The following is a 25,568-nucleotide window of genomic DNA, read 5'->3' as shown; positions in this document are numbered from 1 at the left end:
ACGCGGAGAGAAAGATGGCTACCCAGCTTGCGGAGCATGCCGAACACCGGGGGCGCAACCTCGATTGCAGCGATGCCGAATGGCAGGCGCGCCAGCAGCTTGCCGCGTGCTATCGCATCTTCGACCTGATGGGCTGGTCCGAATCGATCTACAACCACATCTCGGTCCGCGTGCCGGGGGAAGACAACGCCTTCCTTATCAACCCCTTCGGCCTGCTCTATTCCGAAGTCTGCGCGTCAAACCTCGTCAAGATCGATATCGACGGGAACACGCTGGACGGCAGCCCCTATCCGGTGAACAAGGCGGGCTTCGTCCAGCACAGCTATTTCCACCGCAACCTCGATTGGGCGCACGCGATCTGCCACGTCCACACCACGGCGACGATGGCGGTGTGCAGCCACGAGGAAGGGCTGATGCCGATCAGCTTCTATGCCTGCAACTTCCAGGGGCGGCTGGGCTATCACGATTTCGAAGGCATCACCGTGCGCGCGGAAGAGGGCGAGCGGTTGCAGAAGAACCTTGGCAACAACCGCATCCTGATGCTGCGCAACCACGGGCCGGTTGTTCTGGCGCGCGCGTTGCCGGAAATGTTCGTGCAGATGTGGAGCCTTCAGCGCGCCTGCGAAATCCAGGTCGCCACGCTTTCGATGGGCAATCCGATCCGCATTTCGCAGGACGTGATCGACGTTCACCAACGCGATCTTTCGCAAGGCGGCGTGCCCGGCAAGGCGCCGGGCGAGGCGGATTTCGATGCCTGGGTGCGCAAGGTGGATGCGGTCGACCGCAGCTGGCGGGATTGATGCGCGGGCGCTGACGCACTAGGCGCAGGCGCACCATGTCGCGCTTCATCGTCAACGACCAGCCGGTGCAGTATCGCCTGCCCGACGATACGCCCCTGCTGTGGGCGCTGCGCGACGCATCGAACCTGACGGGCACCAAGTATGGCTGCGGCAATGGCGATTGCGGCGCCTGCACGGTGATCGTGGATGGCGAGGCGGCGAAAGCGTGCCTGCTGTCGCTTGGCGAGATGGAGGGGCGCTCCGTCACCACGATCGAGGCGCTTTCGCCCGATCGCAGCCATCCGGTGCAGCAGGCCTTCGTCGCCGAACAGGCGATCCAGTGCGGTTTCTGCACGCCGGGCATGGTGATGGCGGCGGCGGCGCTGCTGGCGCAGAATGCCGATCCGTCCGAAGACCAGATAAAGGCCGCGCTCACCAACATGTGCCGCTGCGGTGTCTATCCCCGGCTGGTGCGCGCCGTGCAGCGCGCGGGACGGGCGATGCGCGGCGAAGACACGATACCGCCGGTCCCCGCGCCCGGCATCCGCCCGGCCGAAGCGGCGCGCACCGTGCCCGCGCTGGGCAGCGAACAAGGAGATACGAAGTGAAGGCCACCATCTGGCACAACCCGAAGTGCGGCACCTCGCGCAATACGCTGGCAATCCTGGAAGAGACGCCGGGCGTAGAGGTTACGGTGGTCGAATACCTTAAGACCCCGCCAGCCGCGGAAAAGCTGGCCCAGCTCTATCGCGATGCGGGGATCACGCCGCAGCAGGGCCTGCGCCTGAAGGGCACCGACGCGGCAGAGCGCGGCCTTCCGCAAGCGAGCGATGCAGCGGTGCTGGCGGCAATGGCGGCGGAACCGATCCTGATCGAACGCCCGCTGGTGGAAACCGACAAGGGCGTGCGCCTGTGCCGGCCCAAGGAAAAGGTGCAGGAAATACTTTAGGCTCTGACCCTAAGGCCCGCTTCCCGCGCGCCGCGGCATCGGGGCCGCAATGGCGCGATCAGAAGGGCAGGGAATGCCCGGCGAACGCCAGTGCCAGCGCGCAGAAGCCGATAACGGCGGCGCGCAGCACGCCTTCGACGCTTCCTTCGGGAAGGTCCGGCAGGTGCAGCAGGGCGATCGCGTGGCTCATGTGCCAGCAATGCGCCCGTTCCGGTTAACGGATCGTAAAGACGCCGGGCAGCGCGCGGCAAATTCCGCTCCGCCCGGCGCGGGGCGCTATGCTTCGTCCGACAGCAACTCGTTAAGCGACGCCAGGCATTCGCGTGCCAGAAGGCGGCAGCGTTCCGGGCTCCATCCCTGCGCGGGATCGGGCAGGTCGTCGTTGTCCTTGAACGGCATTTCCAGCGTCATCGCCAGGCATCCGAAGCGTTCGGCCACCTGGTTGGTCGACATGGAGAGGTTGGCCTTGCCCGGCCGCGCGATGGGATAGCCGCGCTTCGTCTGGAAGTCGGGCGTGCGCCGCTCGAGTATCTTGCGATAGCGGGTATAGGCCGCGCCCTGTGCCTCGGTCAGCGAAGGGATGCCGTCGAACCCGGCCAGGAACACCGCGGGGATCGCTTCGTCGCCATGCACGTCCATCGCGAAATCGACGCCGGTGGCATCCATCGCGTCGCGCACGCACAGCACTTCGGGCGATTTGGCGGCGGTGGGCGTGTCCCATTCGCGGTTCAGGTTCACGCCGATGGCATTGGTGCGCAAGTGCCCGCGCCGCGATCCGTCCGGGTTCATGTTGGGCACGATGTGGAACCGGCACTTCGCGCGCAGGCTGCGCGCGTGGGGATCGGCCGGGTCGGTCAGCATTTCCAGCGCGCCTTCCATCCACCATTCGGCCATCGTTTCGCCCGGATGCTGGCGCGCATAGAGCCAGACCTGCGTCTTGCCTTCGCCCATTTCCAGGCAATCGATCGGCTGCCCGTCAAGCGTGGTGCCCAGGCACCGGTATTCCACGCCTTCGCACGCAGCGGTTTCGGCAATCAGATCGTGGTGCCGCTCCATCGAATAGGGCGCGAAATAGGCAAACCAGGCAACGCCGCTTTCGGGCGTGTGGCGGATGGTCAGCGTTCCGCCGTCGGCATCCTTGTCCCACGTGGTGGCGGCGCGGCCCCAGTAGTCGCGGTCTTCGGAAAAGCACGCGCGATAGCCCGGCCAGCCTTCCGGATAGGCGGAATGGCCCAGCCCGGTGATCTTCAGGTCCAGCGCGCGCCCGGCCGCGCCGGTTACGCGGAAATGGAACCATTGCGCGAAATCGGACCCGTTGTCCTTGCGGATCGCAAGGCGTGCACTGGCGCCGTCTATGGAAAGGACTTCGATATTGCCGGAATCGAATGCGGTATCGATGCGGATGGGGGTGCTGTCTGCTGTCATGCAAGTGGAGATAGGCGCCCGCGCGGCGAAGCGAAACCCCGCGCGCCGGCCATCAGTCCTGCGTCACCACCTGCGCGGCTTCGGGAAAGCCTTTGAACAGCGCGGTTACCAGCCGGTCGGCGATCTTGCCGTGGTCGAGGTCTCCGTCCTTTTCGGTCGTCGCCGTTTCGGCGCGGCCTTCCCACAGCACCTTTCCGCTGGCGCGGTCGCGGATGCGCACTTCCAGTTTCGTCGCCACCAGCGCGCCCTTCGGCTTGCTGAGGTCTATGTTGAGCGCAAGGCCCACGCCCGATCCGCGATTGGAGAACATCGTGCTCATCGCGCCGCTCACCGGCTTGTGCGGCGGCTCCGGCGGGCGGACTTCGTGATGGCTGACCGTAATCTCTGCAACCTGTCCGCGTCCGGTTTCTTCCGCGCCCACCTGGTATCCGATGCGGCCCAGCGCATCCATCACCGCGTGTTCATAGACCGGCAGCCGGCTTTCCAGCCCGCTGTCCGCCGGATCGGACGAGGCGACGATGCCGCCGTGGCCCAGCACGCCTTCGGCGTCGGCGGCGCGGAAGCTGGCCACCGTGACGTCGCTTCTTGCCTGCGCCGGAAGCGGCGCGGCGGCCAGTAGGGCCAGCGGCAAAAGGAATGCTCGGTTCATCGGATCGAAACTCATGACGTTTACAGCCTTTCGCGCTAGGCCCGCGCCTGTTGCCGCCCGATGAACGGGTGCGCAAGGTCTTATGAAATTTGCCGTTGCGCCGCAGCGGTCCGATTCAGGGAGCATGTCTTTTCCATGACCACGGTCCCCGTCCTCGTTACCGGCGGCGCCGGCTATATCGGCAGCCACGCGGTGCTTGCGTTGAAGGACGCGGGCTGGCCTGTCGCGGTGATTGACAACCTGACCACGGGCTTTCGCTTTGCCGTTCCCGAAGGCGTGCCGTTCTATGAAGGCGATATAGAGGATGGCGCGCTGCTTGCGCGGATCTTCGCCGAACAGGGCACGCGCGCGGTGATGCACTTCGCCGGGTCGATCATCGTGCCCGAATCGGTAGAGAACCCGCTGAAATACTATCACAACAACACCGCGAAGAGCCGCGCGCTGATTGCCGCGGCGGTGGAGGCGGGCGTGCCGCACTTCATCTTCAGCTCTACCGCGGCGACATACGGCATCCCCGAAGTATCGCCGGTGACAGAGGACAGCCCGAAGCAGCCGATCAACCCCTATGGCATGTCCAAGCTGATGACCGAGATCATGCTGGGCGACACGGCGAAGGCGCACCCGCTCAACTTTTGCGCGCTGCGTTATTTCAACGTGGCGGGGGCGGACCCGCAGGCGCGCACCGGGCAATCGACCGCCGGGGCCACGCACCTCATCAAGGTTGCGGTGGAAGCCGCGCTGGGCAAGCGGAGCCATGTCAGCGTGTTCGGCACCGATTACGACACGCCCGACGGCACCGGGGTGCGCGACTATATCCACGTATCGGACCTTGCGAACGCGCACGTGCTTGCGCTGGAAGCACTGATTGCGCAGCCCGCCCGGTCGCTGACCATGAACTGCGGCTATGGTCGCGGGTTCTCCGTGCTGGAAGTGCTCGACGCGGTCGACCGAGTGACGAACGCCGCGATCGAGCGCCGGATGGAACCGCGCCGCGCGGGCGACCCCGATTCGCTCGTCTCCGACAACAGCCGCATCAGGGCGACGCTGCCGTGGCAGCCGCAATATGCCGATCTCGACACGATCGTGGCCCACGCCTTGCAATGGGAACGCAGGCTGACCGATATCCGCGCGGAAGCCTGACACGTTCGCCGCATACGCCGGATCATGCCAACCGGCCGCGTGGACCGGCAGTCCGGTGGCAGAGGCCGGGGGCTTTCGGTTGACTTTCCCTGGCAGCACCCTTAACGGCGCAGCCTTGTTTTTGCGCCCGGTCGTTTCGGGCAGGATGGATTCGAGATGAAGATTCGCAACAGCCTCAAGTCGCTCAAGGGCCGCCACCGCGACAACCGCGTTATCCGCCGTCGTGGCCGGACCTATGTGATCAACAAGACGAACCGCCGCTTCAAGGCGCGCCAGGGCTGATGGCCCGCCCCCGCATCGGCGGGGGCTTTCAGCCTCTTGGCCGCCTGACGGTCTGTGGAGGCCCCCGTTTTCGCGGGGGCTTTTTCCATGCCTGACGGTCTGCCCCGAATCGTGGTGTTCGATGTGGGGCGCGTGCTGGTCCGGTGGGACATGCGCGCGCTCTTTTCCAAACTGGTGCCCGACCGGGCCGAGCTGGACTGGGTGATGGCCAACGTCATCACCGAGGAATGGCACTTTCAGCACGACCGGGGCCGCGACATAGGCGAGATGGTTGCGCAGCGCAGCGCCGAATTCCCCGGCCACGCCCATCTGGTGCGCGCCTGGGCGGAACGCTTCAACGAAACCGTGCCCGGCCCGGTGCCCGGCAGCTTCGAACTGGTGGAACAGCTTTTCGCGCGCGGCGTGCCGCTTTATGCGATCACCAATTTCGGAGACGCGCTGTGGGCGCGCTTTCGCCCCACGCAGCCGATCTTCGACCGCTTCCGCGACATCGTCGTTTCGGGCGAGGAAAAGCTCGCCAAGCCCGATCCGGCGATTTTCGCGCTGGCTGCGCGGCGCTTCGGGCATGAACCGGGCGAAATGCTGTTCATAGACGATAACGCCGCGAACATCGCCAGTGCCGCCGCCTGCGGCTGGCATGTCCACCACTTTACCGACGCGGAGACATTGTGCGCGGATTTATCGGCGCGGGGACTGGTCTAGGCGGCGTGGACAAATTCCATCCTTAAGACTTTTGGCCGCTTTCGGGGATTTTCCGCGGAAACCGGACTTTCCGGAGACGCCGACATTGCAGACGTTCATGCGATTGCCCTAGTTCGTTGATCGCGGGCATCCAGTGAGGCACACAAGCGACATGTCGATTTACAATAAGGCCCGCTGGTTCCTTCTTTGGACCCTGTTGGTCTTCGTGACCTTTCCCGTTTGGTCAGCAGCGATGGGTTATCCGCTTGCTGGAGCAATTTGGTTGGGCCATGGCGCGGCCTCTCTACTGGTTTTTCGATGTCCCAACTGTGGAACATCCCTATTTACGCGTGGCATATGGGCGGTGCCGTGGCCAGCTAAGACCTGCAGCAAATGCCACCGGGATACGCGGCTCGTGTAGGTCGCCATTTTAAAACGAAAATGTCCGCTTCCCCGAACATTCCAGCTATTTAGCGCGTCGCCCGAGCGCCCCGAAAGCCGAAATGCCAGCTAAGCGCAATTTCCCCCTGAAAGCGGCTCGTCAGAAACGCCGATTTTGCCGACGTTTCCCCTCCCGCACCCGTCATCCCAGCGGAAGCTGGGATCGCTGTCGGCTCCGTGCTGGCCAGTTGCTGTGGGCGGCTGGGTCTACATCATGGCCAACAAGCGCGATGGCGTTCTGTATATCGGGGTTACTTCCGATTTGCCCGCTCGTGTCATGCAACATCGCACGGGTAACGGCTCCGCGTTCTGCCGCCGCTACGGCCTTGACCGGTTGGTCTATGCCGAACCGCATCCCGACATTCAGGGCGCCATTGCCAGAGAGAAAGCGCTGAAAGCGTGGAAACGGGCATGGAAGATCGAACTGATCGAAAATGCCAATCCGGAGTGGAGCGACCTCTTCGAACATCTCGCCTTGCCGTGAGCGATCCCAGCTTTCGCTGGGATGACGGGCGAAGGGGGCGAAGCGGCTTCCCAACCCCTCCCGCAAGCGGGAGGGGAGCTAGACTTGCGCTGCCGCAGGCGGTGCTGGTCGCAGCGGGGCGGGCGCCCTACTCCAGCCCGATAACCGAAATCTCGCGTCCGTATCCCGGCTCGCCCCGGTGCGTGGCGCGGCGGTAGCTGAAGAAGCGGTCGGGCTGGGCATAGGTATCCTCGCCCAGCATCGCCACGCTGCCCACACCCGCCGCCGCCAGCCGCGCGGCGACATAGCCTTCCAGGTCGAACCATGCGTGGCCGGCCTTGCCGGGCCGGAAGAAGCGTTCGTTTGCGGGATCGTGTTCTTGAAAGCGCCGCTCGAAACCCTCGTCCACTTCATAGCTTGCCTGCGCGATGCATGGGCCGACGACGGCGGCGATGTCGGCGCGCGTCGCGCCGAGTTTCTCCATCGCCGCGATGGTGCTGTCCGTCACTCCGCCGATCGCGCCTTTCCAGCCCGCGTGCGCCGCGCCGATCACGCCGGCTTTCGCATCGTGGAACAGCACCGGCGCACAGTCGGCGGTCAACACGCCGATCAACAGGCCCGGCCTGTCGGTGACGAGCGCATCGGCCTGCGGGCGCGCATCGTCGCCCCAGGGCCCGGTTACGGTCACGCACGTGGGCGAATGGACCTGGTGCACGGTGACGAGCGCGGCGCCGGGCAGCACGGCGGCGATGGCCCGCGCGCGGTTTTCGGTGATCGCCGCGCGTTCGTCGTCCGAACCCCAGCCGACGTTCATGCCCGCATGAATGCCCGCGCTCACCCCGCCGCGCCTGCCCAGGAAACCGTGCGCGGCACCCGCCAGCGACGGGTGGGTGAGAACCTCGACCGGTTCGTTCATCCGCGCATCAACCTTCCAGGCTGCGGCTGACCTGCTCGAACGTGTCGCGCGAAAGCTTGGGTGCGGCGACGATCCGTTCCAGCTCCGCGCGCATCTTCGCGGCGCGGCCCGGCTCCATCTTGCGCCAGCGGCCAAGTGGCGGGACGAAGCGCGCGGCGGTGTTGGGGTTGATCGGGTCGAGCGCCAGGATCAGGTCGGCGATGATCCGGTACCCCTCGCCGCTTTCGGCATGGAATCCTGCGGTGTTGACCGCGAAAGCCATGTAGAGCGAGCGCACGCGGTTGGGGTTGGTCAAGGTGAACTCGGGGTTCTTCGCCAGTTCGCGCACGTGCTCTATCACCCTGGGGTGGAGCGACCCGGCCTGGAGCGAGAACCACTTGTCGATCACCAGCGCATTGCCTTCGAACCGCTGGTGGAAATCGGCCAGCGCTTCCTCGCGCTCGGCACAATCGAGCCCGCAGAGCACCATCAACGCGCCCTGGCGGTCCGTCATGTTATCGGCCGCGTCGTATTGCGCCTTGGCGCGGGTGGCGGCTCCGGCCGGATCGGCGGCGGCAAGATAGACCAGCGCCTGCGTCTTCAGCTTGCGCGCGCCGCGTGCCTCTGCGGAAAGGCTGTAGGGCACCTTGGTGCAGCGATCGTGCAGCGCGCGGAACGCGTCGCCCAGCGTATCGCCCAGCCACGCCTTCAGCGCCTCGCGTTCCTCGCGGATCCGGCCCGGCTGATTTACCGCCAGTTGTTCGGCCAGATAGCTTTCGCCGGGCAGGATCAGCAGTTCGCCGCGCATCAGGTCATCAAGCGCGCTGTCCGCCAGAACGGCGGAGAACACCTTGCCGATCGCTTCGCGGCCGCGCGCCTTGGCGCCATCGTCCAGCTGGCCGAGCACCGCGGCGACGAGATGCTGGACCACCAGTTGCTGCATCGCTTCATAGCGGGCGAAGGGATCGTCGTCGTTCGCGGCAAGGAACACCAGGTCGTCGTCGGGCGTGGGCGTGACGATCGAGACCGGGGCAGAGAACCCGCGGTTCAGCGAAAGCACCGGCGGCGTATCGAACCCGGTGAAGACGAACGTCTGCTCCGCCCGGTCGAGCACGATCAGCTGCTCTCCGCGATGCTTCGCGGTCTGCCGGTCGAACAGCGCGGCGCGCAGCGGGATCACCATCGGCAGCTTTTCCGGCTGGCCGGGGGTGGGCGGCACGGTCTGCTTCAGCGTCAGCGTGACGGATTTCGACGCCGCGTCGTGCTGCATCTCGACTTCGATCTTCGGGGTGCCCGCCTGTTCGTACCAGCGGCGGAACTGGGTCAGGTCCAGCCCCGCGCCGTCCTCGATGGCCTTGACGAAGTCCTCGCAGGTCGCAGCCTCGCCGTCGTGGCGCTCGAAGTAGAGGTCGGTGCCCTTGCGGAACGCTTCGGTGCCGGCAAGGACCGTCATCATGCGGATCACCTCGGCGCCCTTGTTATAGACGGTCGCGGTGTAGAAGTTGCTGATTTCCTGATAGGAATCGGGGCGGATCGGATGTGCCAGCGGGCCGGAGTCCTCTGGGAACTGGGCCGCGCGCAAAATCCGCACGTCCTCTATCCGCTTCACCGGGGCAGAACCCATGTCGGCGCTGAACTGCTGGTCGCGCAGCACGGTGAAGCCTTCCTTCAGCGAAAGCTGGAACCAGTCACGGCAAGTCACCCGGTCGCCCGACCAGTTGTGGAAATATTCGTGCGCGACAACGCCTTCGATCGCGTCGAAATCGCCGTCGGTCGCGGTTTCCGGATCGGCGAGGATATAGCGCGTGTTGAAGATGTTGAGGCCCTTGTTCTCCATGGCTCCGGCGTTGAAATCGCTGACCGCGACAATGTTGAAATCGTCAAGATCGTATTCGCGGCCGTAGGTATCCTCGTCCCACTTCATCGAATCCTTCAGCGAACGCATGGCGTGGCCGGTGCGGCCCTCGTCGCCCTCGCGCACCCAGATCGCCAGCTTCACCTTGCGGCCGCCCATCGTCGTGAAGGTGTCGCGGTTGGCGACGAGCTGCCCGGCGACCAGCGCGAACAGATAGCTCGGCTTGGGCCAGGGATCGTGCCATTCGGCCCAGTGCGTGCCGTCCGCGTTTTCGCCCGCCGCTTCGGGGTTGCCGTTTGACAGCAGCACCGGGAAGGCTGCCTTGTCGGCCTTCATCCGCACCTTGTAGCGGCTCAGCACGTCGGGCCGGTCGGGGAAGAAGGTGATGCGGCGGAAACCTTCCGCCTCGCATTGGGTGCAAAGCAGGCCGTTCGATGCGTAGAGCCCGGAAAGCTGGGTGTTGGCGGACGGATCGACCAGCGTTTCGATGGTCAGTTCGTGCCTGTCGCCGGGCAGGTCCACCACCAGGTCGCTGCCGTCCATCCGCCAGTCGTTGTGCGGATTGCCGTCAACCTTCAGCGAGACGAGCGAGAGGTCGTCTCCATCGAGGCGGATCGTGCTGTCGTCCCCGTTCTTTTCGACCGAAAGCGTGGCGACGACTTTCGCCGCCTTCAGTGACAGGTCGAAATCCAGCGATATGTCGGGCACCAGCCACGCGGGCGGGCGATAGTCCTTGCGGTGGATGGTGCGGGGGGCTTCGGGCTGCGCCGTGCCGGTCGCGCCCGCGGCGGCGGGATGCTGGGACATATCGTTCATAACCCGATATGTAGGAGCGCAATCCGCCGCCGCAAACGGCAATTGTGCGCTTGACAGTGATCGGATGCACCGTTCACCTGTATTGCAACGATAAGACAGTGGGGGAACAGCCATGCGCCACGTGAGACTATTCGCGACCGGAGTGATCGTGCTGGCGGGCGTGCTATCGCTGCCCTTGCTGGCCCATGCGGCCGCCGCCTCTCCCAATTTTGACGTAAACGCGGCAACGCGCGCCTGGCTGGATACGCTGCAAGGCCCGGCGCGGGCGAAATCCGATGCCTATTTCACCGGGGGGTACTGGATTGCGTTGTGGGGCACGCTGGTGGGCGTGCTGGTGGACTGGCTGGCGCTGGGCTTCCGCCTGTCGGCCGCGTTCCGCAACCTGGGACAGCGGCTTTCGAAGCGGCGCTTCATCGTCACCGCCGTAACGGCCGCCTGCTATATCGCCTGGGGCATCGTAATAGCCTTGCCGTGGACGATCTATGCCTCATTCGTGCGCGAGAAGCAGTACGGGCTGATGAACCTGGGCTTTGCCGGCTGGCTTGGCGAACAGGCGATAAGCTGGGCGCTGGCGTTGGTATTCGGGACGCTGGCGATCACGATCATATACGTGGTGATCCGCCGTTTTCCGCGAAACTGGTGGATTGCGGGCACGGGCGTGATCGCTGCATTCATGGCCTTCGGTATGCTGGTTGGCCCGGTCTATATCGCGCCGCTATTCAACCATTATACCGAACTGCCGCAAGGCCCCGTGCGGGACCGGATCGTGGCCATGGCGAAAGCCAACCACGTTCCGGCGCAGCACATCTATGTGTTCGACGCTTCGAAACAGTCGAAGCGCATTTCGGCGAACGTTTCGGGCATCGGGCCGACCATCCGTATCAGCCTGAACGACAACCTGCTGAACCGGTCGACCCCGCAGGAGATCGCGGCGGTGATGGGGCACGAACTGGGCCACTACGTGCTGGGCCACGTGTGGCGGAACATGATTTTCCTGACGCTGATTTTCGGCGGCGTATTGTTCCTGACGGCGCGGATCGCCCCGGCGATGATCTCGCGCTGGGGGGACCGCTGGAACGTGCGCGACGTGGCGGACCCGGCCTCGCTTCCCGTGCTGGGCATTTGCGCGGGCGTGCTGTTCTATCTGGCCACCCCGCTGACCAACACGCTGATCCGCATCGACGAGAGCGAGGCCGATGCTTTCGGGTTGAATGCGGCGCGCGAGCCGGACGGCTTTGCCTCGGTGGCGATGAAGCTGTCCGAATACCGCAAGATAGAGCCTTCCGCGCTTGAAGAGATGCTGTTCTATGACCACCCCTCTGGCGCGACGCGGGTGCGCATGGCGATGCAGTGGAAGAAGGACCACGTGAAAAACGCACAGATGGTGGTGCCTCCGCCCATGCCGCAGGACTTCGGCGATCGGGCCGGCGGAGATTGACGCTTGCGGCTGTTCGTCTTCGGTCTCGGCTATTCGGCACAGGTGCTTGCCCGCAGGTTGCTGGCGGCGGGCTGGACGGTGTCCGGCACCGGTAGCGCGGGTGACGTGGACTTTGCCGATCGCGATGCCGTGCGCGCCGCCCTGGCGGGCGCGAGCCACGTCCTCTCTTCGGTTCCGCCGGCGCGGGACGGCGGCGATCCGGTGCTTGACGCATACGGAGCGGACATTGCGCGCTGCGGGGCGGAGTGGATCGGCTATCTTTCCTCGACCGGCGTCTATGGCGACGCGCGTGGCGCATGGGTGGATGAAAGCGCGCCCACGGGAACCGGCCGCCGCATCGCGCGCGCCGAAGCGGATGCCGCGTGGCAGGCGCTCGACAGCAGGGTGAACGTGTTCCGCCTGCCCGGCATCTATGGCCCGGGCCGCAACGTGTTCGATCGCATCGCGGCAGGCCGCGCGCATCGGATCGACCTGCCCGGGCAGGTGTTCAGTCGCATCCACGTGGATGACATCGCGGGCGGGGTGATTGCCTCGTTCGGCGGACCGGCGGGCGTTTACAACCTGTCGGACGACCTGCCCGCCAGCCAGAACGCGCTGGTAGAGGAAGCCTGCCGCCTGTCCGGGCAGCCCTTGCCGCCTTTGCAATCGCTGGATGAGGCTGGCCTTTCGCCCATGGCGCGTGGTTTCTATGCGGAAAACCGGCGCGTGGCGAACGGCAGGGCAAAGCGCCTGCTGGGCTGGCGATTGCGCTATCCCGATTATTTCGCCGGGTTGCGCGCCTTGAGCGCAAGCACCAGCCCCACCAGCGCCAGCGCCGCGCCCGATGCGGCGATCGGCGTCCAGCGATAGCCTTCGAAAAGCGTCGAAAGCAGCATCGCCACCACCGGCACAAGCACGCCGTTATAGGCCGCGCGCCCCGCGCCCAGCGTTCGCACCAGCCCGAAATAGAGCGGGAAGGTCAGCACCGAACCGACCAGCGCCAGATAGGCGATTCCCGCGAAATACCCCGCACGCCATTCCACTTGCGGCGGACCGGCCAGCATCCACGCGATGGCCACGTCAGCCAGCGCGCCGAAGGCCATTGCCCAGGCGAGCAGCGTGGTCATCGGATAATCGCGCGCCGGCCCCGTCGCCTGGACGACATTCGAAACCGACGCGCAACCGATGCCCACCAGTGTGAAGACGATGCCCAGCGCGATACCCCCTTCGGGCGGCGCATCGCGGAATTCGTGCCACAGCAGCAGCGCGATGCCCGCGATGGCGACAGCCGAACCGCCAAGGAACCGCCGCGTCACCGGCTGGCCCAGGAATGTGCGCGCCAGCAGCGCGTTCGGCACCAGCAGCAGCGCGAACATCACCGCGACGATGCCCGATGTCAGGTGTTGTTCGGCACGATAGACGAACTGGAAATTCAGCGCGAACAGCGGGATGCCAACCGCCATCGCCACGCGCAGCCCGCGCGCGCCAAGCCACAGCGGATCGCGCCGGACAGCGGCGAGCGCGAACATCCCGCAAGCGGCCAGCATGAAGCGCCAGGTGACAGACCAGCTGGGCGGGACCGTTCCGACCTGGTCCTTGATCACCAGCCAGGTGGACCCCCAGATCAGGGCGACCAGCATGAAGGGCACCACCGTGCGGGCGTGCCAGAAGCTGACCGCGGTGGGCGCGGTGGGCGCGGAAGGGGCGGTCATAGGCGGGTTATGGCTTGCGCCAGTGCGGCCACATGGCCGGGATCGCTGTTCCACGCCGTGACCAGCCGCGCCGCGCCGGGGCGGCCTTCGGGCGCGGGCCAGTCATAGAAGTCGAATCCCTGCGCGCGCAGGGCAGCGGCTTCGGCGGGCGAAAGCGCGACGAAAATCTCGTTCGCCTGGACCGGATGGAGCAGCCGGTTGCCGCAGGCGCGGGCAATCTCTTGCGCGGCGGCATTTGCGGCGCGCGCGTTGTCCAGCCAGAGCTCGCCCTCGATCATCGCCAGGATCTGCGCGGCCAGGAACCGGCCTTTCGATTGCAGGTGGCCCGAACGCTTGCGGCGATACCGGGTCAGCGCGGCCAGTTCCGGGTCGAAGAACACCAGCGCCTCGGCATTCATCCCGCCGTTCTTGACGCAGCCGAACGAAAGCGCGGTTACACCGGCCTGCGCGGTGATCTCGCCCGGCGTGCAGCCCAGATGCGCAACCGCGTTGGCAAAGCGCGCGCCGTCCATGTGCAGGCCCAGCTCGCGCTCACGCGCGAAAGTGCCCAGCGCGGCAACTTCCCCTGCAGAATAGACCTGCCCGTATTCGGTCGCCTGGGTGATGGAGATCGCGTGCGGCTGCACCTGATGCACGTCGTTTCGGATCGGGGTGGTGAGCGCGGCGATGGCCTGCGGCGTTACCTTGGCGCCTTCCCCGTCCACCGGCATCAGCTTGGCGCCGTGGGTGAAGAATCCGGGCGCGCCGCCTTCGTCCATCTCGATATGCGCTTCGCGGTGGCACACCACGCCGCCGTGCGGCGGGCACATCGCGGCCAGCGCCAGGCAGTTGGCCGCGGTTCCGGTGGCGACCCACAGAGCCGCGCAATCGGTGCCGAACAGGTCCGAAAAGGCGGAATCGAGTCTCGCCGAAAGGGCATCGCCGTCATAGGCGTTGTCGGACGAATCGGCGGCCTGCATCGCTTCCCATACGCGGGGATGGACGGCGGCGGCGTTGTCGGAAAAGAACTTCATGGGAAACCGCCTCTAGATCGGGCGTTGTCAGGGTCAAGCAAGGAGAATGCAGAATGGACGGCCTGACCATAACCCACTTCGACCAGGGCGCGCGGGGCGAATACCACGCGCGACTTGAAGGGCACCATGCGATCGGCCGCCTGACCTACCAGCGCAAGGGCGAAGTGCTGGTTGCCGATCACACCATCGTGCCGCGCGAAATCGGCGGGCGCGGCGTCGCGGCGGAGCTGGTCAAGGCGCTGGTTGCCGATGCGCGCGACTCCGGCTGGAAGATAGACCCGCAGTGCAGCTATGTCGCCGCGCTGTTCAAGCGGCATCCCGAATGGGCGGACCTTCACGCCTGAGCGCTATCGCGGTCGCAAATCGCAAGACTGGTGGAAGAAGCGGGAAATGGTGCTGCTGGGGAGGATTGAACTCCCGACCTCAGCCTTACCAAGGATGCGCTCTACCACTGAGCTACAGCAGCACACCATTTCCGCAGCCGCCCGCGTTCGGCCGAAGGGCCGGGGGCGGACAGGGGCGCGCTATTGGCCGTGCGGGGCGTCTTTGTCAAGCGGGGCTTGCCCCGCGCGGCGCGGCGCGGCACAGGGGCAGGCATGAGTGACGGAACGCGTGAAGACAAGGCCATGACGCGCGAGGAACGGCTTGCCGCGCAACTGCGGGGCAACCTGCGCCGCCGCAAGGCGCAGGCGCGCGCGATGGCGCCCGCCCGCAAGGCCGGGGATGCCGCTGATTCGGGCGAACCGGGCCTTCCCAAAACGCCGCGCGACAGCTAGGGGCACCGCGTCCCGGCAAAAGCCCGCACACGATCCCGAAATGGAGTGACGATGCCCCGCCTGATCCTGATCCGCCACGGCCAGTCGCAGTGGAACCTGGAGAATCGCTTCACCGGCTGGTGGGACGTGGACGTGACGGAGAAGGGCGCGGCGGAGGCGGTTGCCGCGGGCGAATTGCTCAAGGCGCGGGGCATGCTTCCCACCGTCGCCTTCACGTCGCTTCAGACGCGCGCGATAAAGACGCTGCACCTGGCGCTTGAAGCGGCCGGCCGTCTATGGATTCCCGAGGACAAGGACTGGCGCCTCAACGAACGCCACTATGGCGGGCTGACCGGGCTGAACAAGGCGGAGACCGCGGAAAAGCACGGTGAGGACCAGGTGAAGATCTGGCGCCGCAGCTTCGATACGCCGCCCCCGCCGATGGAGCCAGGCAGCGCATTCGACCTGTCGTCGGACCCGCGTTATGCCGGGATAGACATTCCCGCGACCGAAAGCCTGAAAGACACGATCGCGCGCGCCCTGCCCTGCTTCGAGGAAAAGATTGCCCCCGCGCTGAAGGCGGGCGAACTGGTGGTGGTTTCCGCCCACGGCAATTCGCTGCGCGCGCTGGTAAAGCACCTTTCCGGCATTTCGGATGACGAGATCACCGGTCTGGAAATCCCGACCGGGCAGCCGATCGTCTATGAACTCGACAATGACCTGAACGAGGTCGAACGCTATTACCTCTCGGAGCGCTGAGCGTCCGAAGGCAAGACGGGGAACCGGGGGAATGACCGACACGCCGCAAGTGGCGATCGTGATGGGAAGCCAGTCCGACTGGGAAACGATGCGCCATGCGTCCGAAGTGCTGGACGAACTGGGCGTCGCGCACGATTGCCGCATCGTTTCGGCGCACCGCACGCCCGACCGGCTGGTGGCTTTCGCCAAGGGGGCCGAGGCCGAGGGCTTCCGTGTCGTCATCGCGGGCGCCGGAGGTGCGGCGCACCTGCCCGGCATGGTCGCCAGCATGACGCACCTGCCGGTGCTGGGCGTTCCGGTCGAATCCAAGGCGCTTTCGGGCATGGACAGCCTGCTTTCCATCGCGCAGATGCCCGGCGGCATTCCGGTGGGCACGCTGGCCATCGGCAAGGCCGGGGCGAAGAACGCGGGGCTGCTGGCGGCGGCGATCCTGTCCACCCACGATACGGCGCTTGCCGGGCGGCTGAAGGCATGGCGCGAGGCGCAATCCGCCTCTGTGGCCGAGCGGCCGTCATCCTGAGGAGGCACGTGCGATGATCCCGCCGGGCGAAACCATCGGCATCCTCGGCGGCGGCCAGCTTGGCCGGATGATCGCGCTTGCGGCGGCCAACCTGGGCTATCGCTGCCACGTCTACGCGCCAGAGCAGGACAGCATCGCGGCGGAGGTCTGCGCGGGTTTCACTTGCGCGGGATGGGACAATGAGGCGGCTTTGGCCGCGTTCGCGCGCAACTGCGCCGTCGTCACCTACGAATTCGAGAACGTGCCGGTCGGCCCGCTGCGCGCCGTGGCCGACAACGCGCCGCTCCACCCGTCGCTGCGTGCGCTGGAAATCGCGCAGGACCGCACCAAGGAAAAGGCCTTCGTGGAAGAGCTGGGCGGACGGCCCGCGCCGTGGCAGGCCGTGGTAACTGCTGACGATCTTGAGGCCGCGATTGCCCGGATCGGCGCGCCCGGCATCCTGAAGACCGCGCGCGACGGATACGACGGCAAGGGCCAGTGGCGCATCCGCACCGCGGGCGATGCCGCGCAAGTGGACCTTTCCGGCAAGGCGATGGTCTATGAAGGTTTCGTAGAATTTTCAGGCGAATTCTCGGTCGTGCTCGTGCGGTCCGCCGAAGGTGAGGTGCGCTTCTGGGACAGCCCGTCGAACCGGCATGAGGACGGCATCCTTGTGCAGTCGACCGTCCCGGCCAGCCACCGCGTCGCGGGGCAGGTGCGCGATGCGCGCGCGCTGGCGCGGCGCGTGGCGGACGCGCTGGAATACGTGGGTGTGCTGTGCCTTGAATTTTTCGCGACCGACGAAGGCCCGGTGTTCAACGAGATGGCGCCGCGCGTCCACAACTCAGGCCACTGGACCATCGAAGGCGCGCTGACCAGCCAGTTCGAAAACCATGTGCGCGCGATCTGCGGGCTGCCGCTTGGCGATTGCGGCCTTGCGGCGCGCGGCGTGGTGATGGACAACCTGATCGGCGATGCGGCGCGCGACTGGGCGCAGATCCTGTCCGATCCGGCCAACCACCTGCACCTTTACGGCAAGGCGGCGGTCCGCCCCGGCCGCAAGATGGGCCACGTGACGCGGTTGGTGCTGTGACCGGGGCGGTGCGCTGATGGAACAGACCGTAGTGCTCGTCTATGCCCGCGCCGCTAACGGCACGATCGGCGCCGATGGCGGATTGCCGTGGCATATCCCGGCGGACCTGAAGCACTTCAAGGCGCTGACGATGGGACGCCCCATGATCATGGGGCGCAAGACATTCGATTCGCTGCCGGGCCTCTTGCCGGGGCGCCGGCATATCGTGCTTACCCGCGACGATGGCTGGCAGGCCGAAGGCGCGGAGGTGGTGCGCACGGTGGGTGACGCGCTCGAACTCGCGGGAAGCGGAGAGGTCTGCGTGGTTGGCGGGGCGCAGGTCTTTGACCTGTTCCTGCCGCTTGCGCACCGTGTCGAGCTGACCGAGGTTCATGCAGACTATGCGGGCGACACGCATATGCACGCCCTGGGCGCCGAATGGCGCGAAGTGGCGCGAGAGGACCAGCCGGCGCAGGATGGCCGCCCGGCGTACTCGTTCGTGACGCTGGCGCGTGATCTCCCCCTCCCACAGGCGGGAGGGAGAGAATGACCCGGCTCGATTCGCGCGAACGTGTCCCCGCCCCCCTGCGCGGCGCGATTGTGGCGCTGGGCAATTTCGATGGCTTTCATCAGGGGCACCAGGCAGTGGCGGGTGAAGCGGTGCGCTGGGCGAAGGAGCAGGGTCGCCCGGCGATAATCGCCACGTTCGATCCGCACCCCGTGCGCCATTTTGCGCCGCATATCCCGCCGTTCCGCCTGACCACACTGGACCAGCGGGAGGAACTGTTCGGCGCGGCGGGGGCCGATGCGATGCTGGTGTTCCACTTCGACGATGCGCTGGCGGGCACCACGGCCGAGGATTTCGTGCGAGAGCTTCTGGCGGGGCGGATCGGCGCGGCTGGTGTGGTGACGGGTGAGGACTTCACTTTCGGCAAGGGGCGCGGCGGCAATGTGCAGGTGCTGCGCGACGTCGGCGCGACCTGCGGGCTGGAAGCGCGCGCGGTCGGTCCGGTGCTCGAATCGCGCGAAGTCGTATCCTCCAGCCGGATCCGCGACGCGCTGAAGGCCGGCGAGTGCGAGACGGCCACGCGCCTGCTGACGCGGCCGTTCGCGATCCGGGGTGTGGTCCAGCACGGTGACAAGCGCGGACGCGAAATCGGCTATCCCACCGCCAACCTGCCGCTCGGCACTTATCTGCGCCCGCGTTACGGCATCTATGCGGTGACGGGCCGGTTGCCGGACGGGCGCGTGCTGAAAGGCGCGGCGAACCTTGGCGTGCGGCCCACGTTCGACCCACCCAAGGAACTGCTTGAGCCTTATTTCTTCGATTTTTCGGGCGATCTGTACGGGCAGGAGATAGAGGTGGCATTCCATCACTTCCTGCGTCCCGAAGCGAAGTTCGACAGTCTCGACGCGCTGATGGCGCAGATGGAAAAGGACTGCGAAGAGGCGAAGAGGCTGCTTGCGGCCGAGTGATCCATCCATTCGCCCTTCGACGGTCTAGGGACGAGCGGGAGATGGCACAGCGCACGAGACTTTCCCCGCCCGCGCAATTCCTCTAACGGCGCTCGGATTATGACTCAGCAGCGCGATTACCGAAACACCGTCTTCCTGCCGAAGACTGCATTCCCCATGAAGGCCGGGCTCCCGCAAAAGGAGCCGGGTATCCTGTCGCGCTGGGAAGACGAGGGGATTTACCGCCAGATGCGCGCCGCGCGCGAGGGGCGCGAGAAGTTCGTGCTGCACGATGGCCCGCCCTACGCCAATGGCGACATGCACATCGGCCACGCGCTGAACCACATCCTGAAAGACATGGTGTGCCGCACGCAGAACCTGCTCGGCAAGGATGCGCCCTATGTGCCCGGCTGGGACTGCCACGGCCTTCCCATCGAATGGAAGGTGGAAGAGAAGTACCGCAAGAAGAAGCTCAACAAGGACGAGGTTCCGGCGGAGGAATTCCGCGCCGAATGCCGCGCCTATGCGCAGCACTGGGTCGATACCCAGCGCGAGCAGCTGAAGCGCCTTGGCGTGATGGGCGACTGGGACCACCCCTACCTGACGATGGACCCGCAAGCCGAAGGCACCATCGTTCGCGAACTGCTGAAGTTCGCGGAAAGCGGCCAGCTCTATCGCGGCGCCAAGCCGGTGATGTGGTCCCCGGTCGAAAAGACCGCGCTGGCCGAGGCCGAGGTCGAGTACGAGGACATCACCTCGACGCAGATCGACGTGGCGTTCGAGATCACGGAATCGCCGATCCCCGAACTGGTCGGCGCGCACGCGGTGATCTGGACGACGACGCCGTGGACGATCCCGGTGAACCAGGCCTTGGCCTATGGGCCGGAGGTTGAGTACCGACGGTGTTGGTTTAGGGGGGAGGAAGCGGGTGAACTTCCTGAGCCTCTGAAATCGGGCAAGTTCCTCATTGCGGCTGAACTCATCGGCGCTTTTCAAAATCGCGTATTTACGGCGAGTGGGCTAGAGCGGCTCGAACTCGAATATGAGCCTGCGATCAAAGGCTCCGACCTGGCCGGAACCATCGCCCGCCACCCGATGCACCATCTCGGCGGGTTCTTCGCCGCGCCGCGTCCGCTGCTGCCGGGCGACTTCGTCACTACCGACAGCGGCACCGGCCTCGTCCACATGTCGCCCGACCACGGTGAGGACGACTTCGATCTGTGCAAGGCACACGGGATCGAGCCGGTCTTCGCGGTGGAAGGCGACGGCAAGTACCGCGAGGACTGGCTGTGGCTTGGTGGGCAGGGATCGGTCATCAATCCCAAGTTCAACGCGCCCGACGGGCCGATCTGTTCGGACCTGCGCGAGGCAGGCGCCCTGCTTGCGGCAAGCGCGGATTACCAGCACAGCTATCCGCATTCGTGGCGTTCGAAGGCCAAGGTAATCTTCCGCTGCACCCCGCAGTGGTTCGTGCCGATGGACAAGCCCATCGACCGGCAGGCCGCGCTTTGCGAAACCGAAGCGCAGATCCGCGCGGAACAAGGCGCGGGCGAGACGCTGCGTGAAATCGCGATGGCAGAGATTGGCCGCGTGCGTTTTGTGCCCGAAAAGGGGCGCAACCGCATCGGCAGCATGGTGTCGGGCCGCCCTGACTGGGTGCTCTCCCGCCAGCGCGCATGGGGCGTGCCGATCACGCTGTTCGTGAAGAAGGGCACCAACCAGTACCTGTGCGATCCGGCAGTAAACCAGCGCATCGTCGCGGCGGTGAGCGAAGGCGGCGTCGACGCGTGGTCCGATGCGCGCGCGCAGGAGTTCCTGGGGAACGACTACAACGCCGCGGACTACGAACGCGTCACCGACATTCTGGACGTGTGGTTCGATTCGGGCAGCACGCACGCCTTCGTGCTGGAAAGCGGGCGCTGGCCGGACCTCAAGTGGCCGGCCGACCTCTACCTTGAAGGCAGCGACCAGCATCGCGGCTGGTTCCAGTCGAGCTTGCTCGAAAGCTGCGCCACGCGCGGCCGTGCGCCTTACGATGCGGTGCTGACCCACGGTTTCACGATGGACCAGAAGGGCATGAAAATGTCCAAGAGCCTGGGCAACACCATCGATCCGCTGAAAGTGATGCAGCAATACGGGGCGGACATCATCCGCCTGTGGGCGCTTTCGGTCGACTTTACCGAGGATCACCGCATCGGCGATGAAATCCTGAAGGGCGTTTCCGACCAGTATCGCAAGATGCGCAACACGTTCCGCTATATGCTGGGCGCGCTGGAAGGCTTCGACGACGCCGAACGGGTCGATGTGAAGGACATGCCCGAGCTGGAACGCTATGTGCTGGTCCTGCTCGAAAAGCTGGACGCGACGATGAAGCGCGCAGTCGCGGACTTCGATTACAACACCTATGTCCGCGCGCTGTCCGAGTTCTGCAACGAAGATCTTTCGGCGTTCTATTTCGATATCCGCAAGGATTCGCTCTATTGCGACGCGCCGTCCGATCCGCGCCGCCGCGCCTGCCGCACCGTGCTGGACACGCTGTTCCACGCGCTGGTGCGCTATGCCGCGCCGGTGCTGGTGTTCACGGCAGAGGAAGTGTGGGGCACGCGCTATCCGGACGCGGCGAGCGTCCACCTCAACGAATGGCCGGTGGTGCCGGGCAAATCAGCCGAGAGTGAGGATGACAAATTTTTGGCAAAGTGGAACGAAGTTCGTTCACTGCGTCGCAAGGTGACAGAAGCCATCGAGCCGTTGCGGCGAGACAAGACGCTCGGCTCGAGCCTTGAGGCGGATGTGACAATTCCGGATTACGAGTTGATTGACGGTTGGGATGAAACCAAGGCTGGCCCTGAAATCTTCATTTCAGGGCAGCTGAACGTCGATTTTCACGCAACTGAAATCAAGATAACCCGCACCACCCATCACAAGTGCGGCCGCTGCTGGCGGCACCTGCCCGAAGTGGCGGAAGACGGCGCGCTGTGCGGCCGCTGCGAAGAAGCCGTGGCCGAAATCGAAGGGGCCACCGCGTGAAGCGCGTTTCCAGCCGGCGCTGGGCGGGCTTCGCGCTCGCGGTTGTCGTCTTCGTGCTCGACCGCGGGGTGAAGGCGATGATGACCGGGCCGCTCGACCTGCAGGGTAAGGGGCTGATCGGGCTGCTGCCGATCTTCGACCTTCGCTGGACAGAGAACTATGGCGTCTCGCTCGGCATGTTCACGGCCACGTCGCAGGAAATGCGCTGGGGCCTTGTTGCGGTGACGGCGGTGATCGCGCTGGGCGTTGCGGCGTGGATGCTGCGCGAGACGAACAAGGTGGACCTGGCCGGGCTGGGGCTGGTACTGGGCGGCGCGCTGGGCAATATCTGGGACCGCACGTCCTATGGCTATGTGATCGACTATGCCGACCTGCACTTCGGGACATGGCGCCCGTTCCTGATTTTCAACCTTGCCGATGCGGCGATCACCATCGGCGTCCTGTTACTGCTTGCCCGTTCGCTGCTTCTGCGCGAAAAGCCCGCCAAGCAACAAAGCGGCGATGCCGCCACGGAGACCCGATAATGCGCAAAGCTGCCCTCATCGCCACTGTCGTGACCGGCGCAAGCCTGCTCTCGGCCTGTTCGAGCGGCGGGCTGCTCGGCCGCGCCCGCCCCGACGAATTCGCGGTGCAGCGCCAGGCCCCGCTGGTGGTGCCGCCCGATTTCGCGCTGTCCCCGCCCAGCCCCGGCGCCCCGCGCCCGCAGGATGCCGAATCGAGCAAGCAGGCGCTTGAGGCGCTGTTCGGCGGCCCGGCCAAGCGCAGCGAAGTGGAAAGCGACACGATCAGCCGCGCCGGCGATGCCGCACCGGGCATCCGCAGCTCGGTTGGCGATCCGCAGACCAATGTCGTTGCCAAGGGGGATCTGATCCAGACGATCATCGCCGCCCCGCAGGGCGACGGGCAATACGCGCAGGCGGTTGTCCCCGGCTGATCCGATGCGTTCCGGCCATCCTGACGGATTGGTCGGAAAACGCTCTACCCCACGAACGGCGCGGCAACGTCCGTCGGCACGCGGCACAGCCGTCCGCTCGCCCGGTCGAGCAACGCCCACGTCGTCTTCGCGCTGACGATCACCTTGCCGTCCCGATTGCGGAATTCCACGCAGCGATCGAACCGTGCGCCGCTGGGCGTTCCGGGGATGAAGGTTTCGGCCTCCACGCTCTCGCCCGGGCCGATGTTGCCGCGATAGTCGATCTCGTGCCGCACCACGACCCAGAAATAGGCATCCTGCTGGGCTTGCGGGGCGACCGCGTTCCAGTGCGCCACGGCGATATCCTGCACCCAGGTGATCCAGACCGCGTTGTTCACGTGGCCCAGTTCGTCGATGTGTTCGGGCGCGGCGGTAAACGTCATCCGGTGGCGGCTGGTCACGCCTCCACCCCCAGCTGCCACAGGATGAAGGCGAATTCCTCCGCCGTTTCCTTCAGGCTTTCGAACCGGCCGGACTTGCCGCCGTGGCCCGCGCCCATGTTGGTTTTCAGCAGAAGTTCGGCGTCGTTGGTGCGCATCTCGCGCAGGCGCGCCACCCATTTCGCCGGTTCCCAATAGGTGACGCGCGGATCGTTCAGCCCGGCCGTCACCAGCATCGGCGGATAGGCCTGCACGCGCACCTGGTCATAGGGCGAATAGGACCGGATCAGCTCAAAAGCCTCGCGATCCTCTATCGGGTTGCCCCATTCGGGCCACTCACCGGGGGTGAGCGGCAGCGTGGAGTCCAGCATGGTGTTCAGCACGTCGACGAATGGCACGTGCGCGGCCACGGCGCCGAACAGGCCGGGATCGGAATTGACCACCGCGCCCATCAGTTCGCCGCCGGCAGAGCCCCCCGCAATCGCAATGCGCCCGGCTTGGGTATAACCCTTCGCGACCAGCGCCTTTGCACAATCGACGAAGTCGTTGAAGGTGTTGGTGCGCTGCTTGAGCTTGCCCGCCTTGTACCACGCCCGCCCCATGTCATCCCCGCCGCGGATATGCGCGATGGCGAAAGCGAAGCCGCGATCGACAAGGCTGAGGCGCCCGGTCGAAAAGCCGGGCGGGATCGCGATGCCATAGGCGCCATAGCCATAGAGGTAGAGCGGGCCGGGGCTTTGCCGGTCCTTGCGGTAAAGGATGCTGACCGGGATCGGCGTGCCGTCCCTCGCCGGAATTTCCAGTCGTTCGGTGCGATAGAGCTCCGCATCGTAACCGCTGGGGATTTCCTGCACTTTCAGCGTTTCAAGCCGCTTGTCCGCAAGGTGGTAATTGAAAACGGTCGCCGGGCTGACCATGCTCTCATAGGATACGCGCAGCTTCGAAACCGCCCATTCGGGGTTTTCGCCAAGGCTTGCGCTATAGCTTGCTTCGGGAAACGCGATCGGCTCAACGCGCGCCGGATCGTCGTAATAGCGCACTTCTATCCGGTCGAGCCCGCGCTCGCGCCCCTCGATCACATAGAAATCGCGGAACAGGTCCACCCCGGTCAGGTAGAAGTCGTCGCTGCCCGCGATCAGCGTGGTCCAGTCCGCCGGGGCGGAAAGCGGCGCGGTCGCAAGCCGGAAGTTTTCGTGGGTGTCGTTGGTGTGGATGTAGAGCAGGCCATCCCGCTCATCCACGTCGTATTCCACGCCTGCTGAGCGCGCCTTGACCAGCAGCGGCGTCGCCAGCGGATCGGCCGCCGGGATCAGGTGCGCCTCGCCTGTCTCGTGGTCGCCGGTGGAGACGACGATCCACTTTTCGTTGGCCGAAAGCGAAGCGCCGCAGCGGAAGCCTTCGTCATCCTCGTGGAAAAGCTCCACGTCCTCTCCCGCCGGCTTGCCCAGCCAGTGCAGCCGCACGTTGTCCGTGCGCCAGTTCTCGTTGGCGAGCGAATAGACCAGTGCCGTGTCGCCAGCCGCCCATACCAGCGAGGACAGCGTGCCGGGAATCTCGTCGGGCAGCATCTTTCCGGTGGCGATCACCTTGATCCGGGCGGTGAAACGTTCCGATCCGTTGTCGTCGGCCGACCAGGCGAGCATCATCCCGTCGTTCGAAACCGAGATCGCGCCAAGCCGGAAGTATTCCTTGCCTTCGGCCAGTGCCACTTCGTCAAGGATCAGTTCGTCGGCGCTGCCATCGTCCGGCGCGCCCACGGGGCGGCGCCACCACTTCTTGTATTCCGCGCCTTCCTCGAACTCGATCCAGTAGAGGAAATCGCCGTCCTTCTGCGGCACGGACTTGTCGGCTTCCTTGATGCGCCCGCGCATTTCCCTGAACAGCGTGTCCACCAGCGGCTGGTGCGGCGCCATGCGCGCTTCGAACCAGGCGTTTTCGGCCGCGAGGTGGGCAAGCACTTCCTCGTCCTTCACCACCGGGTATCCGGGATCGCGCATCCACGCGTAATCGTCGGAAACCTCTATGCCGTGGGTGGTGAATGTGTGGGGCTTCTTGGCCGCAACGGGCGGAAGCGCGGGCGGCTGGGCGGTTGGGGTGGAATTGGCCATGCCCCGCATCTATGTTGCGTGCA

The 25,568-nt window shown here is 65.6% G+C and carries 28 protein-coding genes and 1 tRNA gene; 19 read left to right on the top strand and 10 right to left on the bottom strand.

All coding sequences use genetic code 11. From position 1 onward, the window contains the following. Positions 1 to 14: 14 nt before the first annotated feature. From RXV95_RS00805 to arsC, 3 genes are read left to right on the top strand one after another with little or no spacing between them, the layout of a single operon-like run. The gene (locus RXV95_RS00805) at positions 15 to 800 is read left to right on the top strand and encodes a class II aldolase/adducin family protein (RefSeq protein ID WP_338467130.1); all 786 of its coding nucleotides are present in this window, start codon (positions 15 to 17) and stop codon (positions 798 to 800) included. Between the two features lie 35 nt (positions 801 to 835). Continuing rightward, positions 836 to 1,387 (top strand): (2Fe-2S)-binding protein, encoded by a 552-nt coding sequence (locus RXV95_RS00800; protein WP_338467129.1) that lies wholly within the window; start codon positions 836 to 838, stop codon positions 1,385 to 1,387. Further along, positions 1,384 to 1,728: an arsenate reductase (glutaredoxin) gene (gene arsC, locus RXV95_RS00795; RefSeq protein WP_338467128.1), complete on the top strand. Its 345-nt coding sequence runs from the start codon at positions 1,384 to 1,386 to the stop codon at positions 1,726 to 1,728. Before RXV95_RS00800 ends, arsC begins: the two co-directional genes overlap by 4 nt. A gap of 58 nt (positions 1,729 to 1,786) precedes the next feature. On the opposite strand, the gene RXV95_RS00790 is transcribed toward arsC, so the two are convergent. From RXV95_RS00790 to RXV95_RS00780, 3 genes are all read right to left on the bottom strand, one after another. Beyond that, positions 1,787 to 1,918 carry a hypothetical protein gene (locus RXV95_RS00790; RefSeq protein WP_338467127.1) on the bottom strand — a complete coding sequence of 44 codons (132 nt, stop codon included), beginning with the start codon at positions 1,916 to 1,918 and terminating at the stop codon, positions 1,787 to 1,789. 86 nt (positions 1,919 to 2,004) lie between these two features. Continuing rightward, entirely contained in the window at positions 2,005 to 3,153 is a 1,149-nt protein-coding gene (locus tag RXV95_RS00785; RefSeq protein ID WP_338467126.1) for a M14-type cytosolic carboxypeptidase, read from the bottom strand. A gap of 52 nt (positions 3,154 to 3,205) precedes the next feature. After that, positions 3,206 to 3,802: a DUF4136 domain-containing protein gene (locus tag RXV95_RS00780; RefSeq protein ID WP_338467125.1), complete on the bottom strand. Its 597-nt coding sequence runs from the start codon at positions 3,800 to 3,802 to the stop codon at positions 3,206 to 3,208. Between the two features lie 135 nt (positions 3,803 to 3,937). On the opposite strand from RXV95_RS00780, the gene galE reads away from it, so the two are divergent. The 4 genes from galE to RXV95_RS00760 all read left to right on the top strand — a co-directional run bounded on the left by galE (position 3,938) and on the right by RXV95_RS00760 (position 6,830). After that, positions 3,938 to 4,942 (top strand): UDP-glucose 4-epimerase GalE, encoded by a 1,005-nt coding sequence (gene galE, locus RXV95_RS00775; protein ID WP_338467124.1) that lies wholly within the window; start codon positions 3,938 to 3,940, stop codon positions 4,940 to 4,942. 156 nt (positions 4,943 to 5,098) lie between these two features. Further along, the gene (ykgO, locus tag RXV95_RS00770; RefSeq protein ID WP_004210176.1) at positions 5,099 to 5,224 is read left to right on the top strand and encodes a type B 50S ribosomal protein L36; all 126 of its coding nucleotides are present in this window, start codon (positions 5,099 to 5,101) and stop codon (positions 5,222 to 5,224) included. An 87-nt stretch (positions 5,225 to 5,311) separates the two neighbouring features. Next, entirely contained in the window at positions 5,312 to 5,926 is a 615-nt protein-coding gene (locus tag RXV95_RS00765; RefSeq protein WP_338467123.1) for an HAD-IA family hydrolase, read from the top strand. Positions 5,927 to 6,539: 613 nt separating this feature from the next. Beyond that, on the top strand, positions 6,540 to 6,830 hold the full coding sequence (locus RXV95_RS00760) for a GIY-YIG nuclease family protein (RefSeq protein ID WP_338467122.1): 291 nt from the start codon (positions 6,540 to 6,542) through the stop codon (positions 6,828 to 6,830). A 127-nt stretch (positions 6,831 to 6,957) separates the two neighbouring features. Here the strand turns inward: RXV95_RS00760 and pgeF are convergent, their stop codons facing one another. Together pgeF and pepN are read right to left on the bottom strand one after the other, a co-directional pair. Beyond that, the gene (gene pgeF / locus RXV95_RS00755) at positions 6,958 to 7,725 is read right to left on the bottom strand and encodes a peptidoglycan editing factor PgeF (protein ID WP_338467121.1); all 768 of its coding nucleotides are present in this window, start codon (positions 7,723 to 7,725) and stop codon (positions 6,958 to 6,960) included. A 7-nt stretch (positions 7,726 to 7,732) separates the two neighbouring features. After that, on the bottom strand, positions 7,733 to 10,375 hold the full coding sequence (pepN, locus tag RXV95_RS00750; protein ID WP_338467120.1) for an aminopeptidase N: 2,643 nt from the start codon (positions 10,373 to 10,375) through the stop codon (positions 7,733 to 7,735). Between the two features lie 112 nt (positions 10,376 to 10,487). Between pepN and RXV95_RS00745 the strand changes: the two genes are divergently transcribed. Together RXV95_RS00745 and RXV95_RS00740 are read left to right on the top strand one after the other, a co-directional pair. Then, the gene (locus RXV95_RS00745) at positions 10,488 to 11,813 is read left to right on the top strand and encodes a M48 family metallopeptidase (RefSeq protein ID WP_338467119.1); all 1,326 of its coding nucleotides are present in this window, start codon (positions 10,488 to 10,490) and stop codon (positions 11,811 to 11,813) included. Positions 11,814 to 11,816: 3 nt separating this feature from the next. After that, positions 11,817 to 12,662, top strand: coding sequence for an SDR family NAD(P)-dependent oxidoreductase (locus tag RXV95_RS00740; protein ID WP_338467118.1), 846 nt, complete (start codon positions 11,817 to 11,819; stop codon positions 12,660 to 12,662). Here the strand turns inward: RXV95_RS00740 and RXV95_RS00735 are convergent. Continuing rightward, positions 12,572 to 13,504 carry an EamA family transporter gene (locus RXV95_RS00735; RefSeq protein WP_338467117.1) on the bottom strand — a complete coding sequence of 311 codons (933 nt, stop codon included), beginning with the start codon at positions 13,502 to 13,504 and terminating at the stop codon, positions 12,572 to 12,574. The two genes, RXV95_RS00740 and RXV95_RS00735, sit on opposite strands and share 91 nt — an antisense overlap. Continuing rightward, positions 13,501 to 14,517: a beta-eliminating lyase-related protein gene (locus RXV95_RS00730; RefSeq protein ID WP_338467116.1), complete on the bottom strand. Its 1,017-nt coding sequence runs from the start codon at positions 14,515 to 14,517 to the stop codon at positions 13,501 to 13,503. The genes RXV95_RS00735 and RXV95_RS00730 overlap by 4 nt, the downstream gene beginning before the upstream one ends. Positions 14,518 to 14,570: 53 nt before the next feature. On the opposite strand from RXV95_RS00730, the gene RXV95_RS00725 reads away from it, so the two are divergent. Then, on the top strand, positions 14,571 to 14,861 hold the full coding sequence (locus RXV95_RS00725; RefSeq protein WP_338467115.1) for a GNAT family N-acetyltransferase: 291 nt from the start codon (positions 14,571 to 14,573) through the stop codon (positions 14,859 to 14,861). Positions 14,862 to 14,908: 47 nt separating this feature from the next. Here the strand turns inward: RXV95_RS00725 and RXV95_RS00720 are convergent. After that, positions 14,909 to 14,983 (bottom strand) — tRNA-Thr (locus RXV95_RS00720). Positions 14,984 to 15,113: 130 nt separating this feature from the next. Between RXV95_RS00720 and RXV95_RS00715 the strand changes: the two genes are divergently transcribed. From RXV95_RS00715 to RXV95_RS00675, 9 genes are all read left to right on the top strand, one after another. Continuing rightward, positions 15,114 to 15,293, top strand: coding sequence for a hypothetical protein (locus tag RXV95_RS00715; RefSeq protein ID WP_338467114.1), 180 nt, complete (start codon positions 15,114 to 15,116; stop codon positions 15,291 to 15,293). A 51-nt stretch (positions 15,294 to 15,344) separates the two neighbouring features. Next, positions 15,345 to 16,031, top strand: a complete 687-nt coding sequence (gpmA, locus tag RXV95_RS00710) for a 2,3-diphosphoglycerate-dependent phosphoglycerate mutase (protein WP_338467113.1) — start codon at positions 15,345 to 15,347, stop codon at positions 16,029 to 16,031. A gap of 31 nt (positions 16,032 to 16,062) precedes the next feature. Next, the gene (purE, locus tag RXV95_RS00705; protein WP_338467112.1) at positions 16,063 to 16,551 is read left to right on the top strand and encodes a 5-(carboxyamino)imidazole ribonucleotide mutase; all 489 of its coding nucleotides are present in this window, start codon (positions 16,063 to 16,065) and stop codon (positions 16,549 to 16,551) included. A gap of 13 nt (positions 16,552 to 16,564) precedes the next feature. After that, on the top strand, positions 16,565 to 17,623 hold the full coding sequence (locus tag RXV95_RS00700; RefSeq protein WP_338467111.1) for a 5-(carboxyamino)imidazole ribonucleotide synthase: 1,059 nt from the start codon (positions 16,565 to 16,567) through the stop codon (positions 17,621 to 17,623). A 16-nt stretch (positions 17,624 to 17,639) separates the two neighbouring features. Beyond that, the gene (locus RXV95_RS00695) at positions 17,640 to 18,152 is read left to right on the top strand and encodes a dihydrofolate reductase (RefSeq protein ID WP_338467110.1); all 513 of its coding nucleotides are present in this window, start codon (positions 17,640 to 17,642) and stop codon (positions 18,150 to 18,152) included. Continuing rightward, positions 18,149 to 19,078 (top strand): bifunctional riboflavin kinase/FAD synthetase, encoded by a 930-nt coding sequence (locus RXV95_RS00690; protein ID WP_338467109.1) that lies wholly within the window; start codon positions 18,149 to 18,151, stop codon positions 19,076 to 19,078. Before RXV95_RS00695 ends, RXV95_RS00690 begins: the two co-directional genes overlap by 4 nt. Before the next feature lie 99 nt (positions 19,079 to 19,177). Beyond that, positions 19,178 to 22,084: an isoleucine--tRNA ligase gene (gene ileS / locus RXV95_RS00685; RefSeq protein ID WP_338467108.1), complete on the top strand. Its 2,907-nt coding sequence runs from the start codon at positions 19,178 to 19,180 to the stop codon at positions 22,082 to 22,084. Next, positions 22,081 to 22,608, top strand: coding sequence for a signal peptidase II (gene lspA, locus RXV95_RS00680; protein ID WP_338467107.1), 528 nt, complete (start codon positions 22,081 to 22,083; stop codon positions 22,606 to 22,608). The genes ileS and lspA overlap by 4 nt, the downstream gene beginning before the upstream one ends. Then, positions 22,608 to 23,018 (top strand): DUF3035 domain-containing protein, encoded by a 411-nt coding sequence (locus RXV95_RS00675; RefSeq protein ID WP_338467106.1) that lies wholly within the window; start codon positions 22,608 to 22,610, stop codon positions 23,016 to 23,018. The genes lspA and RXV95_RS00675 overlap by 1 nt, the downstream gene beginning before the upstream one ends. Before the next feature lie 44 nt (positions 23,019 to 23,062). On the opposite strand, the gene RXV95_RS00670 is transcribed toward RXV95_RS00675, so the two are convergent. Together RXV95_RS00670 and RXV95_RS00665 are read right to left on the bottom strand one after the other, a co-directional pair. Then, a complete protein-coding gene (locus RXV95_RS00670) occupies positions 23,063 to 23,440 on the bottom strand; it encodes an acyl-CoA thioesterase (protein ID WP_338468598.1) in 378 nt (125 codons plus the stop codon). A gap of 14 nt (positions 23,441 to 23,454) precedes the next feature. After that, entirely contained in the window at positions 23,455 to 25,554 is a 2,100-nt protein-coding gene (locus RXV95_RS00665) for a S9 family peptidase (RefSeq protein WP_338467105.1), read from the bottom strand. Positions 25,555 to 25,568 lie beyond the last annotated feature (14 nt).

The organism is Novosphingobium sp. ZN18A2 (assembly GCF_036784765.1).
In the GTDB taxonomy this organism is placed as follows: Bacteria; Pseudomonadota; Alphaproteobacteria; order Sphingomonadales; family Sphingomonadaceae; genus Novosphingobium.
This window is presented reverse-complemented; position numbering and strand designations above follow the sequence as displayed.